The organism is Euzebyales bacterium (assembly GCA_036374135.1).
Taxonomy (GTDB): Bacteria; Actinomycetota; Nitriliruptoria; order Euzebyales; family JAHELV01; genus JAHELV01.
In genome coordinates this window covers 1-17,191 of the sequence record DASUUK010000103.1, presented here as the reverse complement: position 1 = coordinate 17,191, position 17,191 = coordinate 1, and the positions used below count along the sequence as shown (strand labels likewise).

Sequence of the window (17,191 nt, the reverse complement as noted above, 5' to 3'; positions counted from 1 at the left end):
CGGACGCGTCGATCGACCGATGGTTCGGTTACGATGCTCCCACCGGCTGTCCTTGGCTGGGAGTCGACGTGAACGTGCTGCAGGTGTGGTTGTTGATCGGCGTGCCGGTGCTGTTCGTCGCGCTCGCGTTGTTCACGGCTCGATCCCCGGTGGTCGGGTCCCTGGGCGTGCTCGTCGCACTCGGCGGTGCGGTGGCGGTTTCGATCGTCGACCGTGCATCTGGTGCCGCGCTCGGCGTCATCGCCGTCCTCATGTACGCCGCCGGCAGCGCCGGCCGGGGAGCAGCCACCGGCGACGACCCGGTCCGCCGTCATGACGCGGACGGGGCGTCGCCCACCTGACGGACCGCTATCGTTGATCGCTGTGAGCGCGCGAACATACTTCATCCGCACCTACGGCTGCCAGATGAACGAGCACGACTCCGAGCGTGCGGCCGGAGTGCTCGAGACCATGGGCTACCGGGCGGCCGCCGACGTCGAGTCGGCCGACCTGGTGCTGTTCAACACGTGCGCGATCCGCGAGAATGCCGACCAGAAGCTGTACGGCCACCTGTCACAGCTCAAGCCGCTGAAGTTGGCCGATCCCGATCGGCAGGTGGTCGTCGGCGGCTGCCTGGCGCAGAAGGATCAGCACGTCATCGCCGAACGTGCGCCCTGGGTCGACGTCGTGTACGGCACCCACAACTTGTCGCGGCTGCCCGCGCTCCTCGCGCAGGCCGACTCGGCCGCGTTGCCGGTCGTCGAGATCCTCGAACAGACCGAGGCGTTCCCGTCCGCGTTGCCGGCGCGCCGCGAGGTCGCACACCACGCGTGGGTGTCGATCTCGATCGGGTGCGACAACACGTGTGCGTTCTGCATCGTGCCGTCGCTGCGCGGACCGGAGAAGTCGCGGCGGATGGGCGACATCCTGGCCGAGGTGCGCGGCCTGATCGCCGACGGCGTCCGGGAGGTCACGCTGCTCGGTCAGAACGTCAACTCGTACGGCCGCGACCTCGTGCGCCGCGGCGAGGTCGCGTCGCCGGGCCCACGCAACCGGACCCTGTTCGCCGAGCTGCTGCACGCACTGGGTGACCTCGACGGCCTCGACCGCATCCGCTTCACGAGTCCGCATCCGAAGGACTTCACATCGGACGTCTTCGCGGCGATGCGTGACATCTCCGCGGTCTGCGAGCATCTGCACCTGCCCCTGCAGTCGGGCAGCGACGTTGTGCTGCGGCGCATGCAGCGGGCGTACCGGGCCAAGCGGTTCCTGGGACTCGTGGAGGAGGCCCGGGCCACGATCCCGGGTGTGGCGATCTCGACCGACATCATCGTCGGGTTCCCCGGCGAGACCGACGAGGACTTCGAGCAGACGCTGGAGGTCACCGCGGCCGCCGCGTTCGACTCGGCCTTCACGTTCGAGTACTCCAAGCGTCCCGGCACGACGGCAGTCGAGCTCGACGGGCACCTCGATCCGGGCGTGGTCAACGCCCGCTACCAGCGCCTTGCGGCGCTGACACGCGAGCTGGCCGCTGCGTCGAACGCGCGACAGGTCGGCACCGTCCAACAGTTGCTGATCGAGGGGCCGTCCAAGACCGATGCGGGTCGCATGTCCGGCCGCACGCGCACCAACCGGCTCGTCCACGTCGACGCCGTTCCCGCCGCGCGGCCCGGCGCCAGGGTGCACGCGCACTTGGACCGGGCGGCTCCGTTCTACCTGCTGGGCACGGTCAGTGATGCACCGGTTGACGCGGCGGTCGGGACACCGCCGCCGTCGGCGCGCGTGCCTGCCTAGGTGGCACGGCGGCCGCTGCTCGGGGCGGCGAGCATCCCGAGCGCACCGGTGCTCGTGCCGGGCGTCGGGGTGGGCGTCGGCGCAGTGCTCGAGCAGTTGCGCACGACCGTGTCCCGGGTGGTGTCCCGCCTGCCCGACGCCGACGTGGCCGTCATCGTGGCTGCCGGTCAACCGGCGCTGCACGACACGGTGACCGTCGACCTCACGGGGCTGGGTCATCCGCAGGTGTCCCGGACGCTCGACGGCTGTCCGTCGGCCATCGCGGCGTTGTCGCGCATCACGCAGTATCCCCGCGTCCGTCGTCCGCGACTGCCGCTGGATCTCGCCGTGCTCGCGCTGCTGGTCGACCGGCGCCGCGTCCCGGTCGTGGCGCTTGAGGTCTCGGCGTCGGCCGAGTTCAGCGTGCTGTCGGCGTTGGGCACCAGTGCCGTCCAGGCGCTCGACGAGGCCGGATTCACCGGTGTGATGGTGGTGGCCGGAGACCTGTCAGCGGGCCTGAACAACGCCGCCCCGCTCGCCGCGCTGCCGGGCGCCGCGAGTTGGGACGCGGACATCGTCGAACTGTTCACGCGCGGAGACACCGGTGACCTCGCCGAGTACGGTCCCGATGCCGCCGCGGCGGTCGGAGCACGCGGGTGGGCGCCACTGTGCGTGCTGCACGGTGCCGCCGCGTCAGCGTCGCTGCCGCTGTCGGTGCGTCGCTACAGCGCTCCCCGCGGCGTTGGCTACCTGGTGCTGAGCACCCAGTGACCGTCACCACCGAGGTCACCGCGATCGTGGGGCCGACCGCGGCGGGCAAGTCCGCGATCGCGGCCGCGGTGGCGCCGTCGCTGGATGCCGAGATCATCGCGGTCGATGCCTTGACGATCTACCGCGGGATGGACATCGGCACCGCGAAGCCGCCTGCCGACGGTGGCGTCACCCACCACATGGTCGATCTGCTCGACCCGTCGCAGGAGTGCACCGCGCAGTGGTTCCAGGCCCGCGCGCGCACGGCGGTCAGCGACGTCGCGGCGCGGGGCCGCCACCCGCTGCTCGTCGGCGGCTCGGGCCTGTACTTCCGTGCCGTGGTCGACCCGCTGGAGTTCCCACCGACCGACCCGGAGGTGCGCGCCGAGATCGAGCGATCGCACCCGGACCCCACCGACGCGCACCGGGCCGTGCAGGTCGTCGATCCGCGGTGGGCCGAACGCCTCGACCCGTCGAACCGACGCCGCGCGATCCGCGCGCTGGAGGTCCACCGGCTGACCGGTCGACCGTACTCGTCGTTCCAGGCCGCGTGGGACCGGTACGAATCGGTCTATCCGGCGCTGCGAGTCATCGGCGTCGACATCGGCCGGGACGACCTGACCGCGCGCATCCGCGACCGCGTCGACGCGATGCTCGCGGCGGGTTGGGTCGAGGAGGCCGCGGGACTGCGCGACCGTGTGCTGTCGCGCACCGCGGCCGCCGCGATCGGGTACGCCGAGTTGTGGGAACACCTGGACGGCCGCTGCACGCTCGACGAGGCGCGCGAGCGTATCGTCACCAGGACCCGCCGCTACGCGGTCCGTCAGCAGCGCTGGTTTGCGACCGACCCCCGGGTACGCTGGATGGACGCCGCCTCCGCTGTCGATCTCCTTACACGCGACACGGACGGTGAGCGGGCGCGGTGATGGACCGCGGCCACGACCGTGATGGTCCCCGCGGGACGGCGAAGGTGAAGATGATGCAGGTGAGCAAGGTCCACGGATGCGGCAACGACTTCGTCGTGATCGCGGATCTCGACGGATCCATCGACCTCGGGTCGGTACTCGTCCGGGCGCTGTGCGACCGTCATCGTGGCGTCGGTGGCGACGGTGTGATCCGCATCGCGGCACCGCGGACCGATGATGCGGATGTGTTCATGGACTACCGCAACGCCGACGGCGGTGTGGTCGAGATGTGTGGCAACGGCGTGCGGTGCGTGGCGGCGTACGCGCTCGACCGCGGTCTGCTGTCGGGCGACACGGTGCGCGTCGGCTCGCGTGCCGGGACGAAGCACGTGGTGGTGACCGGTCGCGACGGCTCAGGTCGGGTCACCGAGACGCGCGTCAACATGGGTGTGCCGCAACCGACCGGGGAGGTCACCATCACCCTGCCGACCGCCGATGGACAAGGTGTGGTGCAGGTCGAGACGACGACGTTGTCGATTGGCAACCCGCACGCTGTCGTCGAGGTCGAGGAGGCCGACAAGGCGCCGGTCGCTGACTGGGGCCCGCGGATCGGGACGCACACGGCGTTCCCGGACGGCACGAACGTCGAGTTCGTCAGCGTTCCCCAGCCGGGTGTCGTCCACGGACGCATCTGGGAGCGTGGCGTCGGCGAGACGCTCGCCTCGGGGACCGGCGCATCCGCCATGGCCGTCGCGGCACACCTGTGGGGCCGCGTCGGTCGCCACGTCCGCGTCGAGGTGCCGGGTGGTGTCCTGCACGTCGACTGGGAGGATGACGCGTTGTACATCCGCGGCCCCGCGGTGACCGTGTTCGACGCGACGCTGGATGACGCCTGGCTGCGGGCGGCCTTCGAATGACCGACGGGGAACCCACGGCACAGATGCCACGGGCTGTGCAGCGCCGCGCGGAGGCCGAGCGGATCGGGGACGACGCCCCGCGCGAGGGTGTCGACATCATCCGGCCGGTCGAGCGCGCGATCCTCGTCGCCGTCCAGCTCGCCGACGACAGCTCCACCACCGTCGCGTCGTCGCTCGACGAGCTCGAGTTGCTGGTCAACACGGCCGGCGGCGTCACCGTCGAGCGCTTCGTCCAGCGCCGTGAGCGACCTGATCCCGCGACGTTCATCGGCAGTGGCAAGGTCGTCGAGCTCCGCGACCGCGTCCATGATGCGGACGTCGACGCGGTCATCTTCGACGACGAGCTCACGCCGGCGCAGCAGCGGACGCTCGAGGAGTCGCTCGCCGTCAAGGTGCTGGACCGCACGATCGTCATCCTCGACATCTTCGCCCAGCACGCCTCGTCCCGGGAGGGCAAGCTCCAGGTAGAGCTGGCCCAGCTCACGTACCTGATGTCGCGTCTGCGTGGCTGGGGGCAGGCCCTGTCACGACAGGCCGGTGGCATCGGCACGCGTGGTCCGGGGGAGTCGCAGCTGGAGGTCGACAGGCGCCGCATCGCCCGGCGCATCACCAAGCTGCGCGCCGACCTCGACGACGCCCGCCGCGCCCGCGCACTGAAGGTCCGCCGCCGAGAGCGCAACCAGGTCCCGGTCGTGGCGCTCGTGGGCTACACCAACGCGGGCAAGTCGACACTGCTCAACCGGCTGACGGGTGCGTCGGTCGGCGTTGCCGACCAGCTGTTCGCCACGCTCGACGTCACGGCACGGCGACTCGAGCTGACCGACGGACGCACCGCCATCGCGACCGACACGGTGGGGTTCATCCAGAACCTGCCGACCCAGCTGGTCGAGGCGTTCAAGTCGACGCTGGAACAGACGACCGATGCCCACCTGCTCGTCCACGTGTGCGATGCCGGCCACCCGCGCGTCGACGAGCAGATCCGCGCCGTTGACGCCGTGCTCGACGAGATCGGCGCCGGTGCGCTGCCCAAGGTCCTCGCGTTGAACAAGGTCGACGTCACCGATGAGGCGACGGTGCGCCGGCTGCTGCGCGCGCACGCCGACGCCGTCGCCGTGTCGGCCGCGACAGGCGAGGGCGTCGAGGCACTCGTCGCCGCGGTCACGGGCCGGTTGGCGTCGTCACGTCGCCTCGTCGAGGCGCTCGTGCCCTACCAACACGCCCACCTGGTCGCGCTGGCGCACCGTGATGGCACCGTGCTGAAGGAGGAGCACCGTCCCGAGGGCACGTATGTGGTGGCGCAGCTGGACCACAGCGCCGTCGCGTCGCTGCAGCGGTTCATCGTCGTTGACGGTGCCGCGATCGACGGCGCGGACGGTGGTGCCGCGGCTGACGGGTCCGATCGGTGATCGGGGTCGCCTAGAGGCTCCGCAGGACGGCGACCACCCGACCGAGGATCGACGCCTGCTCTCCCTGTGGGACAGGGATCGGCTCGTAGCCGTCGTTGGCGGGGTCGAGGAACAGGCGGCCGTCGCGTGTCCGCCGGAAGAACTTGACCGTCGCCTCACCGTCGATCATCGCCGCGCACATCTCGCCCTGCTCCACCGTCGGCTGCTGGCGGATGACGACGTAGTCGTCGGGCAGCACGCCGGCGAGCACCATCGATTCACCGCGAACCCGGAGCATGAACAACGTACCCTCGCCCACGAGGTCGCGGGGGAGCTGGTACAGCTCCTCGACCCGCTCCTCGGCGAGGATGGGCGCGCCGGCCGCGATCTCACCGACCAGCGGAACCGCGCGGACGCTCGCCGGCGTCCGGGCGAGCTCGCTGTCGGGGTCGAACCGCACCTCGATCGCGCGCGGCCGGGACGGATCGCGGCGCAGGTAGCCCATCCGTTCGAGCGAGGCGAGTTGCGCGTGCACGCTCGACGTCGACCGCAACCCGACCGCCTCACCGATCTCCCGGACGCTCGGCGGGTAGCCACGGTCCTCCACCGTCTGCCGGATCATGTCGAGGATCTGCTGCTGCCGCGAGGTCAGGTCGTTGCTGCCGGTCATCGGGCTCTCCTTGCCGAGCTGCAGGTCGGGCCCCACCGGGGTGGAGCGTCACTGACGAGGTTGGCTGCACGCTACCGACTACGGCCACACAAAGCAAACACCTGTTCGCTTCGTGGCCCAGCGTCCGGGTCGGACGACGCCGACGCGCGCCGTCGAACGTTTGTGCGAATCGCCGGTTGACAACGAACGGATGTTCGATCATGCTGGCCGTCCGGATCGAACACAGGTTCGCCACAGCTGGCTCTGGATTGGACCGCAGTACAGAGAGTCACAGGAGGACGGCATGGCAGTCGCGCTACGTGAGCTCGAGCAGCGGTACGACGACCGCCGCCGAGGGCTGCGCGTCCTGCCCACGCCGGCAGCATCTCCGCGCCCGCCCCGCCGGGTGTTCTGGTTGCGTCGGGCGCTGGTGCTGGCCGTGGTGTCGGCGATCGTGGTCGGCGGCGTGGTCGCCGTGCGGGCGCTGTCGCGCGGATCAGACGCCCCGGTGGCGCACATGGACGTGACGGTCGTGGTCCCCGAGGGCGGCACCCTGTGGGATCTCGCCGAGCGGTACGCCCCGGCCGGCGTGGATCGTGCGTCCTGGGTGGCCGAGGTCGCGGACCGCAACGCGATCGATCCCGCCGCGATTCGCCCGGGCACGGCCGTGTCGGTGCCGGTCGCGACGTCGCCCGTCGTGGCTGCCCCACGCTCGGCCGGGCAGCCGTAGGCCGTCGCGAACCGGCCGTGACCGCGGCGGGCTACATGCCTCCGATGGGTTCGCCGTCCTGCTCCAGATTCGCGAGCTCGCGCGCGAAGTCCTCCGAGGACGTGAAGCCCTTGTACACGCTCGCGAACCGCACGTAGGCGACGTGATGGATGTCACGCAGCACATCGAGGACCGCACGTCCGATGTCCTCGCTCGTCACGGTGCGCTGTCCGGTCTGGCGCAGTTGCACCTCGACACGTGCCGCGCTCGTGCGCAGGGCGTCGCCGTCCACGTCCAGGTTGGCCAACGCCCGCGCCATGCCCAGGTGCAGCTTGTCGCGCCGGAACGGTTCGGTAGTGCCGTCACGCTTGCGCACGGTCAGTGCCTCGTGGGCTGTCCGTTCGAACGTCGTGAAGCGCTGCTGGCACGCGCGGCACTCGCGTCGACGGCGCACCGACATGCCGCCGTCAGCGGGGCGGGAGTCGATGACGCGATCGTCGTCGGCTGCGCAGTACGGGCAACGCACGGATGGCCTTTCAGGGGTACGCCAGAAAATCTACCCGTCGCTGTCCACCCTCTGACCACAGATGTGGCCGGGTTTTCCACCGGTTGTCCACGGTGTGCGACCACACGCTCCACAAGCTGTCCACAGGTGTGCACGGGCGTGTCCACAGCTGGCGTCGGACGCCACAACATGTCGTGGTCAGCGCGCACCGGCGTTGTCAACAGGTCCCACCACGACAGTCGATCGCCCGCACGGTAGTGTTGCGCATGGCAGGAAAGCGTTACGGCGCACCACAACATGTTGTGGAGTCATTCCTGCGTACAGCCTGTATCTAGCGGTTGTCGCGGTGGCGAACCCTTGACCCCGGCGGGCGGAGGAGGCAAGTTACACACTTGAAGTTTCACGCCGGGGATCCACAGGAGCTGTTGATGACCACCATCCGTCACGCCCTTGAGGCCACGACCACCACCGATGCCGAGGTCCGACCCGGCCTGCGCGTCGAACCGCACTTCACGACCCCTGGCGTCCACCCGTACGACGACTTGGACTGGGAGACCCGGGACGCGGTGATCACCGACTACCGCACCGGGGAGGTCGCCTTCGAGCAGCGCGACGTCGAGTTCCCGGCGACCTGGTCGATGAATGCCACGACGATCGTCGCCCAGAAGTACTTCCGGGGCACCCTGGGCACGCCCGAGCGTGAGCGCAGCGTCAAGCACATGATCGACCGGGTCGCCGACACCATCACCGGGTGGGGGCGGTCCGACGGCTACTTCGCCGACGATGGGTCGGCCGACGTGTTCAGCCGCGAGCTCAAGCACCTGCTCGTGCACCAGAAGGCCGCGTTCAACTCTCCTGTCTGGTTCAACGTCGGCGTTGAGAGCGAACCGCAGTGCTCCGCGTGCTTCATCCTGTCGGTCGAGGACGAGATGTCGTCGATCCTGAACTGGTACGTCGAGGAGGGCACGATCTTCAAGGGCGGGTCCGGATCGGGTGTCAACCTGTCGCGTATCCGCTCGTCGAAGGAGCAGTTGCGCGGCGGGGGCCAGGCGAGCGGCCCGGTCAGCTTCATGCGTGGCGCGGACGCCTCGGCCGGCACCATCAAGAGCGGTGGCAAGACGCGGCGTGCGGCGAAGATGGTCATCCTCGACGTCGACCACCCCGACGTCGAAGAGTTCGTCTGGTGCAAGCAGCGCGAGGAGCTCAAGGCGCGGGCGCTGCGCGAGGCCGGCTTCGACATGGACCTCGACGGTCGCGACGCGGCGTCCGTCCAGTACCAGAACGCCAACAACTCGGTGCGGGTGACCGACGCGTTCATGCGGGACGTCGAGCGAGACGGGCAGTGGGGCCTCAAGGCGGTCACGACCGGTGAGACCATCAAGTCGTTGCCGGCGGCCGAGCTGATGCGTCAGATCGCACGGGCGGCGTGGGAGTGTGCCGACCCCGGCATCCAGTACGACACGACGATCAACGACTGGCACACCACGCCCGAGGCGGGGCGCATCAACGGCTCCAACCCGTGCTCGGAGTACATGCACCTCGACAACTCCGCGTGCAACCTGGCCTCGCTGAACCTGCGGAAGTTCGAAGAGGGTGGGGTCTTCGACATCGAGTCGTTCCGCCGCGCGGTCGAGATCGTCTTCACAGCGCAGGAGATCCTGGTCAGCAACTCGAGCTACCCGACTGTTGCGATCGGCGCCAACGCGCGCGCCTACCGCCAGCTCGGGCTCGGCTACGCCAACCTCGGCGGCCTGCTCATGAGTCAGGGCATCCCGTACGACTCCGACGAGGGTCGTGCCTGGGCCGGCGCGATAACGGCGCTGATGACCGGGCAGGCGTACCGCACGTCGGTGGAGCTGGCGAAGGTGCAGGGACCCTTCGACGGCTACGCCGCCGACCGCGACGGCATGCTGCGCGTGCTGGCCAAGCACCGCGACGCGCTGTCGGTCATCGACCGCGACCTGGCGCCGACCAGCGTCCTCGACGCTGCACGCTCGGCGTGGAGCGAGACGGTCGACGAGGCCCACGACCACGGTGTGCGCAACGCGCAGGCGACCGTGCTGGCACCGACGGGCACGATCGGTCTGATGATGGACTGCGACACGACCGGCATCGAGCCCGACCTCGGACTGGTCAAGATGAAGAAGCTGGTCGGTGGCGGTTCGATGAAGATCGTCAACCAGACCGTGCCGGTCGCGTTGGCCCACCTGGGCTACCAGCCGGAGCAGGTCGAGGCGATCGTCGCCTACATCGACGACCACGCGACCGTCGACGGCGCACCCGCGTTCAGGCCCGAGCACCTCGAGGTGTTCGACTGCGCGATGGGGGAGCGCTCGATCGCTCCGATGGGCCATGTCCGCATGATGGCCGCCGTGCAGCCGTGGATCAGTGGCGCGATCTCGAAGACGGTCAACATGCCCGAGTCGGCGACCGTCGAGGACGTCGAGCACATCTACATGGAGGGCTGGCGGCTCGGGCTGAAGGCGCTGGCAATCTACCGCGACAACTGCAAGGTCGCCCAGCCGCTGTCGGTCAGCAAGAAGAGCTCGACCGCCGAGAAGCCGTCGACGACGACCGACGAGGTGGCGGCCCAGGCCGGCATCGTGCGGCGACGGCTGCCGCGCCAGCGGCCCGCGCAGACGTTGTCGTTCACGGTCGGTGACGCCGAGGGCTACATGACGGCGGGGGAGTACCCCGGTGACGGTCTGGGCGAGATCTTCGTCAACCTCGGCAAGCAGGGCTCGACGCTGTCGGGTGTGATGGACGCGTTCGCGATCAGCGTCAGCATCGGCCTGCAGTACGGCGTGCCGCTCGAGGCGTTCGTGTCGAAGTTCATCAACATGCGCTTCGAGCCTGCGGGCATGACCGACGACTCGGAGGTCAAGTTCGCGTCCTCGATCGTCGACTACATGTTCCGGCGGCTTGCAATCGAGTACCTGCCGCCCGAGACGCGCCACCAGCTGAACATCTACACGATGCAGGAGCGGATGGCCCAACTCGACGCCGGTGGCGGTCACGCCGCGCCGGTGCCGACCGACGACACCTCGCCGAGGGCGGACGCCGAGGGGCAGACGGTCCTGCCGGTCACGCCGGAGCACCCGATCGACGACAACTACAGCAACGCGCCGATGTGCTACCAGTGCGGCGTGTCGATGGTCCGCGCCGGCTCGTGCCACTGCTGCCCGCAGTGCGGGACGACCAGCGGGTGCAGCTGACAGCGACCCGCACGCTCTCATCCGGCTCCACGCCGCCACCCGGTGGGAACCAGTAGTGACCAGCCCCCGGATCATCGGGGTCGTGGCCGCGGAGCAGCAGCACGCGGTCACTCGCGTCGACCACGATCACCTTCGCCGAGACCCGCGGCGGCTTCACACCTGCCCTGCGTTGCTGGCGTCCGTCTCGTCCGCGACGACGCCGGCGGCGGCACTCGTCGGGTACTCCTCGGCGGTCATGCGCCAGTGCAGGGCCGTGCCGGACTCGCGTGGCGCCTCCGGCTCGCGTTCGACGGTCTCGACGTGGCGGTACCCGAGACGGGCGGGGATGCGCCGGCTCCGCTCGTTCGCCCGATCGTGGCGGATCTCGACATAGCTGACGTCGTCGAGCGCCAGCGCTGCCGCCGTCGCGAGCGCGCTCCCTCGGGTCGCGTAGCCGTGCCCGGTCACGTCCGATCGCACCCAGTAGCCGATCTCCAGACCGCCCACGCCCAGGCGGGGGTGCATGCCGAGGCTGCCGACGATCTCGTCGTCGGGGCTGCGGATGGCGTACCCGAACGTCGTGCGGGCGTCCCATTCCTCCTGCGATCGCCGGAGGAAGTCGGCACCGACGTCGCGGTTGTAGCCGGGCGCCCACGGCATCCACGACGTCAGTTCGTCGATCGACGACAGGATCGCGTCCAACTTGGGCTCGAGGTCGTCGTCCCGCCAGCGCTGCAGGACCACCGTGCGCCCGACGATGCGCTGCGGCGGTGTGCCGCTCAACCACGCGACATCGGCGCCCATGGCGCGACGGTACGAATCCCCGGCCGCGGTCGCAAGCATCGTGGGGAACCGATCGGGGTTGGGCGTTGAGATGTTTCCCCGGATGGACGGGGAGACGACGTCGCGCGACGCGGTGCGCGCGGTCATGCGTCCGGCTCGTCACCGGTCGCGGCCGGGCGTGCCGGGTCGGCGCTCCACTGCGACCACGATCCCGGGTAGAGGCGCGCCCCGACGAGGCCGGCGTGCTCCATCGCGAGCAGGTCGTGGCAGGCCGTGACGCCCGATCCGCAGTAGACGATGGCGCAGGACGGATCGTCGACGCCGGCGTCGCGGTACCGGTCGGCGAGGGCGTCCGGGCCGATGAAGCGTCGGGTCGCCTCGTCGAGGTTGCCGACGAACGGGACGTTGACGGCGCCCGGGATGTGCCCCGCCCTGGGATCGACGGGTTCGACGCGCCCGGCGTAGCGGTCGGCGGCGCGTGCGTCGACGACGGTGCCACCCCGGTTCCGCGCCTCGGCGACCTCGTCCGCGCTCGCCAGGTGCTCCTGCGGCCAGCTGTCGAGCACGAACGTGCCGGGCACGACCACCGGTGGCACCCGGGACAGCGGTTCGTCCCAGGCGGCGACGCCGCCGTCGAGCAGGGCCGCGGACACATCGCACGCCCGCAGGAGCCACACCAGCCGGGCGGCGTACGCTCCGCCCGCGTCGTCGTAGGCGACGACCGCCATGCCGGGACGCAGCCCGGCGCGACGCATGCCCTCGGCGAACATGGCTGGTGGCGGCAGCGGGTGCCGGCCGGCTGCGGGGGAAGCCGGCGCCGCCAGCCAGCGGTCCAGGTCGACGAACACCGCACCGGGCAGATGGCCGGCCTCGTACGCCGCACGGCCGGAACGGCCGTCGAGGTACCAGCGGACGTCGCACACCAGCGTGTCATGTCGGTCGCGCAGCCGGTCGGCGTCGACGAGCACGGGGTGGGTCTGGCGCATGTGCTGGCCAGTCGTCGGGGCGATGACGGATCTCGGTGCGGCGACCGTGTGCGGAACGCCGACAGGTACCATTGCCCAGATCGTGAACGGTTCTCCAGTGCGTGATGGCGTCGCCCGCGACCTGCGGGTCGTCCTGGGGATCGCAGCCTGGATCGCTGCGACCGCCGTTGCGGCCATGACCGCGATCGCCACCGACGCCATCGCCGGCCCCGTCCTGCTGGCCGGCACGGGCCTGATGGGGCTGATGGCCATCGTGCCGGGCGTGTTCGGCCGACGGCGTGCCCGCGAGCGCCGGCAGTTGCTGCGGCGCGTCGGTGAGCCCGCGGCGCTGACGGGCGTGTGGCGGCGGAACCTGGCCGCGGCATGGAGCGCACGTGAGGCATTCATCGGCGTCGCGGACGATCTGACGGGATCGCCGCTCGGCGACCACGTGGCCGGGTCGCAGTACACGATCGACGCCGCCCTGGAGCGCTGCGGGGTGCTCGCCCGCGAGGGCGACCGTCTCGCGCGCCTGCTGCCAGGCTCCCGTGTGCGCGCCCTGCGCCGTGATCTGCGTGCGGCGCGGCGCCGCGATCCGCATGGCGAACGCGCGCGTGCGCTGACGGTGCGGGTCGACGAGGTCGCTCGGTTGACCGCATCGATCGACCGGCTCCGCGGCCGGCTCGAGGCAGCGGTGCACGACCTGCAGACCGCCGCCTGGCGCGCGGCGGAGCTGCGGACCGCGTCCGCGGTGGATGCCGACGCGACGCTGGACGAGTTGCTCGAGGACCTCGCGCACCTGCGTGCCGCACTCGTCGAGGTGGACCAGCCGATGCCGCAACCGCCCACGCGACGGCCCTCCGGCGCACCGGGGCGCGGCGGCACGACGGAGCAGGCACGGGCCATCGGCCTCGGCTACGATGCGTGAGCGCTGTCTGACGCAGATGATCGGCGGGGAGGGTCGCCGCGGCGACGTCGGAGCGGACGGTGCGGCGGGAACGACGACCTTCTGAGAGGCGGTCTGGCGCTGTGCGTGCGCGTTCGTCACGGCTCCGACCAGACCGTGCACATCGTCCGTGGGCGAGGACTGCGCACGACGTGGGGGCGGAGTTCGATCACCCCGTGGCATCGGCACACCGACCGGGAGGTGATGTCGGCGTGGATGGACGAGCACGATCGTCGTGGCCGGGCGGCGACCACGATGGGGGCGCACCACGGCGTCGGCGGGGGGACGCTGTCATCGCCGCGGCCACGGCCGCGGCGTTGATCATCGCGGTCGGCGTGGCCGTGGCGAACGGGTCGACGGCACTCGCCTGGCGCGATCGGGCGCTGACCGCTGAACAGTCCGCGGCGCGGGCGGTCGCGGCCGCGAACGTCAGCCGGCAGAACGAGCAGGACGCGCGACGCCAACAGCGCATCGACCGTGGGCTACGCCGCGCGATCGCGAGCCAGCTCGCGGCCTCCGAGGCTGACGCCGCCGCGCTCGAGGCTCGGGTCATCGCGCTGGCCGGAGACCGTGCCCGTGACGAGGACGTCGGTCGTGCGGCTGGGACGACGGCGCCGGTCGACCGCGTCAGGACGCTGCAGGCGCAGGTCGACAACTGCGTCGCCCAGGTCGACGCCGCCCGGGTCGCCGTCGCAGCCGACGCGGAGGCCGACGACTGGCAGGCGGCGCTGACGGCCGCCCAGGCCACGTGCGAACAGGTTGCCGCCGACGTCGACGCGCTGGCGGACGGGGCGCGGTGAGCTCCGGCGACATGCGTGCCGTGATGGTGGCGGCGGCCGTCTTGCTGGCGGGGTGCGCACCCACCGCCACGGAGCCTCCGTCGGCCACCTACGTCGTCAGCACACCGACGGAGGACGCGGTCGCCGACGCGAGACCCATACGTCTTGACGTGCTGCACGTCACCTCCGCGGAGCGGGTCGCGCGACAGTTGACCGTGCGCGTCCGTGCGCGTGCATGCGGGCGTCTGGCCACGGCGTCGGGCGTGGCCGTCGGGCCCCGACTGCTGGTGACCAACCGGCACGTGGTGCAGGGCGCGGAGGTCCTCGAGCTCAACCACTGGGACGGCACGCGCGCCCGCGCGCGACCGACAGGGCTCGCCGTGGCCGACGACCTCGCTCTGGTGCGCGTGTCGACGCGCCTGCCGGCGGTTGCGCGCCTGGCCCCCGTCGACGTCGATGAGCAGACGGAGGTGCTGGTCGTCGGCTACCCCGACGGTGGCAGGCAGACCGTCGAACGCGGTGAGGTGGTCGAGTACGCCCGCCTGCGATCACCGGCCGACGCGAGCCCGGTCATCCGGATGGCGGTGGACATCGCGCCGGGCAACTCGGGAGGAGCGGTGGTGGACCGCACGGGCGCCCTCGCCGGTGTGGTGTTCGGCGTCGAGACCGGGACGGACTACGGCCTGGCGATCCCGGCGTCGGCGGTCGCGGATCTGCTCGACGACGGCGGGACCGCCGCGCCCGCTGGCTGCTCGTGACGGCGTGCGCTCTTGTCTGCGGGCGGTGGGGATGGCATCGTGAGTGCGACACCCTCGACGCCGGCACGGCAGATCTGGACATATGGCCACGATAGGGATGGACGACGAACGTCGGCGACGCAAGTGGCTCGGGTCGTCGCTGTTCGTCGGTCGGTTGCGCGGGGCGGGCAAGTTCGGTCGCATGATCATGCGCTGGCTGGTGTGGTGGCCGATCCGCATGCTGTTCTGCAGCCCACTGACCGTGCACCATCGGGTCGCACTGCCACGTGAACCCGTCGTGTTCGTCGCGAACCACGCGAGCCACGCCGACACGGTGGTCCTGCTGGAGGTCCTGGCACGCGGTCGGCCGCTGGCGGTGGCGGCCGCCGACGACTACTGGTTCAAGGACACGATCAAGGGTCTGGCGCTGGCGGGATCGCTCGGTGCGTTCCCGTTCCCCCGCGAGGGCAGCCGGGGTCTGCGCCGCACGGAGGAGCTGCTGGCCGCCGGCTGGTCCGTGCTGATCTACCCGCAGGGTACGCGTGGTGGAGGCAAGTTCCGGTCGGGCATCGGCCGCCTGGCCGCGGCCGGCGCCGTGCTCGTGCCGGTCGGCGTCGTCGGCACGCGCCACGTCCTGCCCAAAGGCGCCACGTGGCCGCGCAGGCACCGCGTATCGGTCCACATCGGCGAGGCCATCCGCGTGCGGGACACCCAGGAGGCGGTGCGTCGCGCAGAGCAAGCGGTCGCCGAGCTGTCGCATGACCCCGAGCTGGGTGCCGCCTGAGCGTCGTGACACCTCTGCGACCGTGGATGAGGGCGCGCGGGATCGAGCCGGTGGACCGCGAACCGTGTGATGGACGCCCGACCGTCGTGGCCGCACCGTGATCGTCGACTGCGGCCTCTACGAGGGTGGGAAGCGCGTCAAGGAGGACCTGACGCTCGATCAGGCCTACGAACGCGCCGGCGACGGTAAGGGCTTCGTATGGGTCGGGCTGCACAACCCGTCCCCGGACGAGTTCGATGACGTCGCGCGCCGCTTCCATCTGCACGAACTGGCGGTGGAGGATGCGATCAAGGCGCACCAGCGCGCCAAGCTCGAGGTGTACGGCGAGAGCCTGTTCGTGGTGCTCAAGCCCGCCCACTACGACGACGCCGCCGAGCAGATCACCCTCGGTGAGATCATGCTGTTCGTCGGCGAGCAGTTCGTCGTCACGGTGCGCCACGGCGACATCACCTCGCTGGGCCCGGTGCGCGAACGGCTCGAGGGGGACCCCTCACTGCTGTCGATCGGACCGGCCGCGGTCCTGTACGCGGTGCTCGATCGCGTGGTCGACGAGTACCTGCCGGTCGCGGTCGATCTCGACCGCGACGTTGAACAGGTCGAGGAACAGGTCTTCAGCGCTGACGTTGGCAACCCGACGGAGCGCATCTACCGGCTGAAGCGCCAGATCGTGGGCTTCCACCACGCCACCACCGGGCTGATCGAGCCGCTGGATCTCCTGGTGCGCAACCGCGTGCCCATCGACACCGAGCACCTGGCGGAGTATCTGCGTGACGTCGCCGACCACGCCCGACGTGTGGATCAGCAGGTGGACGCCCACCGGGACCTGCTGACCAGTGTGCTGCAGGCCAACCTGGCACAAGTCGGCATCAGGCAGAACGAGGATGCTCGGCGCATATCCGCCTGGGTGGCGATCGCTGCGGTGCCCACGCTGATCGCGGGCGTCTACGGGATGAACTTCGACCACATGCCGGAGCTCGACTGGCGCTGGGGCTACCCGCTGGCGCTCGTCGCCATGGTCGCGATCTGTGTCGTCCTGTACCGCGGCTTCCGGCGCAACGGCTGGCTGTGACGCCGCGTGGGTCACTCACGCGTGCGAGCGTTGGCGCGTGTCCCTCCACCCCGCGTGCACGCCGCACGTCGACGACGGGTTGTAGCGCGACAGCACGGTCGTGCACTCGTCGGCTGCGCAGGTGCGTCGATCGCCGTAGTTCTCGATGCGGTCGCCGCCGACGACCCGCTGGTGACGGGACTGGCGCAGATGCGGCTGCGCCTGCTCGGCCGTGCTCATGATGCACGCGCCGACGGGTCGACGGGCCGCTCGCGCACCATCGTGGGCGCGGCGTCACAGACGGGGCAGCGCAGGTGATCGGTCGCGTGCGCTGACTGGTCGCCGTAGAACCAGCGAATGCAACGCTCGCAGAAAGCCCATTG

The 17,191-nt window shown here is 70.7% G+C and carries 18 protein-coding genes; 13 read left to right on the top strand and 5 right to left on the bottom strand.

From position 1 onward, the window contains the following. The first annotated feature begins 68 nt into the window (after positions 1-68). From VFZ70_16810 to hflX, 6 genes are read left to right on the top strand one after another with little or no spacing between them, the layout of a single operon-like run. Positions 69-341 carry a hypothetical protein gene (locus tag VFZ70_16810; protein ID HEX6257473.1) on the top strand — a complete coding sequence of 91 codons (273 nt, stop codon included), beginning with the start codon at positions 69-71 and terminating at the stop codon, positions 339-341. A 22-nt stretch (positions 342-363) separates the two neighbouring features. Beyond that, on the top strand, positions 364-1,773 hold the full coding sequence (miaB, locus tag VFZ70_16805; protein ID HEX6257472.1) for a tRNA (N6-isopentenyl adenosine(37)-C2)-methylthiotransferase MiaB: 1,410 nt from the start codon (positions 364-366) through the stop codon (positions 1,771-1,773). Further along, the gene (locus VFZ70_16800) at positions 1,774-2,523 is read left to right on the top strand and encodes a hypothetical protein (protein ID HEX6257471.1); all 750 of its coding nucleotides are present in this window, start codon (positions 1,774-1,776) and stop codon (positions 2,521-2,523) included. Beyond that, positions 2,520-3,428, top strand: a complete 909-nt coding sequence (miaA, locus tag VFZ70_16795) for a tRNA (adenosine(37)-N6)-dimethylallyltransferase MiaA (GenBank protein ID HEX6257470.1) — start codon at positions 2,520-2,522, stop codon at positions 3,426-3,428. The genes VFZ70_16800 and miaA overlap by 4 nt, the downstream gene beginning before the upstream one ends. A 50-nt stretch (positions 3,429-3,478) precedes the next feature. Continuing rightward, a complete protein-coding gene (gene dapF / locus VFZ70_16790) occupies positions 3,479-4,324 on the top strand; it encodes a diaminopimelate epimerase (GenBank protein HEX6257469.1) in 846 nt (281 codons plus the stop codon). A gap of 23 nt (positions 4,325-4,347) precedes the next feature. Then, positions 4,348-5,730 carry a GTPase HflX gene (hflX, locus tag VFZ70_16785; GenBank protein HEX6257468.1) on the top strand — a complete coding sequence of 461 codons (1,383 nt, stop codon included), beginning with the start codon at positions 4,348-4,350 and terminating at the stop codon, positions 5,728-5,730. Between the two features lie 10 nt (positions 5,731-5,740). Here the strand turns inward: hflX and lexA are convergent, their stop codons facing one another. Continuing rightward, positions 5,741-6,379, bottom strand: a complete 639-nt coding sequence (gene lexA / locus VFZ70_16780; GenBank protein ID HEX6257467.1) for a transcriptional repressor LexA — start codon at positions 6,377-6,379, stop codon at positions 5,741-5,743. Positions 6,380-6,662: 283 nt separating this feature from the next. On the opposite strand from lexA, the gene VFZ70_16775 reads away from it, so the two are divergent. Next, positions 6,663-7,088: a hypothetical protein gene (locus VFZ70_16775; protein HEX6257466.1), complete on the top strand. Its 426-nt coding sequence runs from the start codon at positions 6,663-6,665 to the stop codon at positions 7,086-7,088. Positions 7,089-7,119: 31 nt separating this feature from the next. Here VFZ70_16775 and nrdR read toward each other — a convergent pair whose 3' ends face one another. After that, positions 7,120-7,593 (bottom strand): transcriptional regulator NrdR, encoded by a 474-nt coding sequence (nrdR, locus tag VFZ70_16770; protein HEX6257465.1) that lies wholly within the window; start codon positions 7,591-7,593, stop codon positions 7,120-7,122. A gap of 407 nt (positions 7,594-8,000) precedes the next feature. Here nrdR and VFZ70_16765 point away from each other — a divergent pair, with 407 nt between their 5' ends. Beyond that, positions 8,001-10,787: a vitamin B12-dependent ribonucleotide reductase gene (locus tag VFZ70_16765; protein HEX6257464.1), complete on the top strand. Its 2,787-nt coding sequence runs from the start codon at positions 8,001-8,003 to the stop codon at positions 10,785-10,787. A 153-nt stretch (positions 10,788-10,940) separates the two neighbouring features. Here VFZ70_16765 and VFZ70_16760 read toward each other — a convergent pair whose 3' ends face one another. After that, complete coding sequence (locus VFZ70_16760; protein HEX6257463.1) at positions 10,941-11,696, bottom strand: GNAT family N-acetyltransferase; 756 nt, start codon at positions 11,694-11,696, stop codon at positions 10,941-10,943. Further along, on the bottom strand, positions 11,693-12,535 hold the full coding sequence (locus VFZ70_16755) for a sulfurtransferase (protein HEX6257462.1): 843 nt from the start codon (positions 12,533-12,535) through the stop codon (positions 11,693-11,695). Before VFZ70_16755 ends, VFZ70_16760 begins: the two co-directional genes overlap by 4 nt. Positions 12,536-12,632: 97 nt before the next feature. Between VFZ70_16755 and VFZ70_16750 the strand changes: the two genes are divergently transcribed. From VFZ70_16750 to corA, 5 genes are all read left to right on the top strand, one after another. Then, a complete protein-coding gene (locus tag VFZ70_16750; GenBank protein ID HEX6257461.1) occupies positions 12,633-13,442 on the top strand; it encodes a hypothetical protein in 810 nt (269 codons plus the stop codon). Between the two features lie 230 nt (positions 13,443-13,672). After that, positions 13,673-14,260: a hypothetical protein gene (locus VFZ70_16745; protein ID HEX6257460.1), complete on the top strand. Its 588-nt coding sequence runs from the start codon at positions 13,673-13,675 to the stop codon at positions 14,258-14,260. Continuing rightward, positions 14,257-14,997, top strand: coding sequence for a serine protease (locus tag VFZ70_16740; protein ID HEX6257459.1), 741 nt, complete (start codon positions 14,257-14,259; stop codon positions 14,995-14,997). Before VFZ70_16745 ends, VFZ70_16740 begins: the two co-directional genes overlap by 4 nt. A 97-nt stretch (positions 14,998-15,094) precedes the next feature. After that, positions 15,095-15,760: a lysophospholipid acyltransferase family protein gene (locus VFZ70_16735; protein HEX6257458.1), complete on the top strand. Its 666-nt coding sequence runs from the start codon at positions 15,095-15,097 to the stop codon at positions 15,758-15,760. Between the two features lie 97 nt (positions 15,761-15,857). Next, positions 15,858-16,829 carry a magnesium/cobalt transporter CorA gene (gene corA, locus VFZ70_16730; GenBank protein HEX6257457.1) on the top strand — a complete coding sequence of 324 codons (972 nt, stop codon included), beginning with the start codon at positions 15,858-15,860 and terminating at the stop codon, positions 16,827-16,829. Between the two features lie 15 nt (positions 16,830-16,844). Here the strand turns inward: corA and VFZ70_16725 are convergent, their stop codons facing one another. After that, positions 16,845-17,048, bottom strand: a complete 204-nt coding sequence (locus VFZ70_16725; protein ID HEX6257456.1) for a hypothetical protein — start codon at positions 17,046-17,048, stop codon at positions 16,845-16,847. Between the last annotated feature and the right edge of the window lie 143 nt (positions 17,049-17,191).

Coding starts and splice junctions, on each gene's coding strand:
- dapF (HEX6257469.1), top strand. CDS start 3,479: ATGATGCAGGTGAGCAAGGTCCACGGATGCGGCAACGACTTCGTCGTG.
- VFZ70_16765 (HEX6257464.1), top strand. CDS start 8,001: ATGACCACCATCCGTCACGCCCTTGAGGCCACGACCACCACCGATGCC.
- lexA (HEX6257467.1), bottom strand. CDS start 6,379: ATGACCGGCAGCAACGACCTGACCTCGCGGCAGCAGCAGATCCTCGAC.
- VFZ70_16735 (HEX6257458.1), top strand. CDS start 15,095: ATGGACGACGAACGTCGGCGACGCAAGTGGCTCGGGTCGTCGCTGTTC.
- VFZ70_16725 (HEX6257456.1), bottom strand. CDS start 17,048: ATGAGCACGGCCGAGCAGGCGCAGCCGCATCTGCGCCAGTCCCGTCAC.
- VFZ70_16755 (HEX6257462.1), bottom strand. CDS start 12,535: ATGCGCCAGACCCACCCCGTGCTCGTCGACGCCGACCGGCTGCGCGAC.
- VFZ70_16775 (HEX6257466.1), top strand. CDS start 6,663: ATGGCAGTCGCGCTACGTGAGCTCGAGCAGCGGTACGACGACCGCCGC.
- hflX (HEX6257468.1), top strand. CDS start 4,348: ATGCCACGGGCTGTGCAGCGCCGCGCGGAGGCCGAGCGGATCGGGGAC.
- VFZ70_16760 (HEX6257463.1), bottom strand. CDS start 11,696: ATGACCGCGCGCACCGCGTCGCGCGACGTCGTCTCCCCGTCCATCCGG.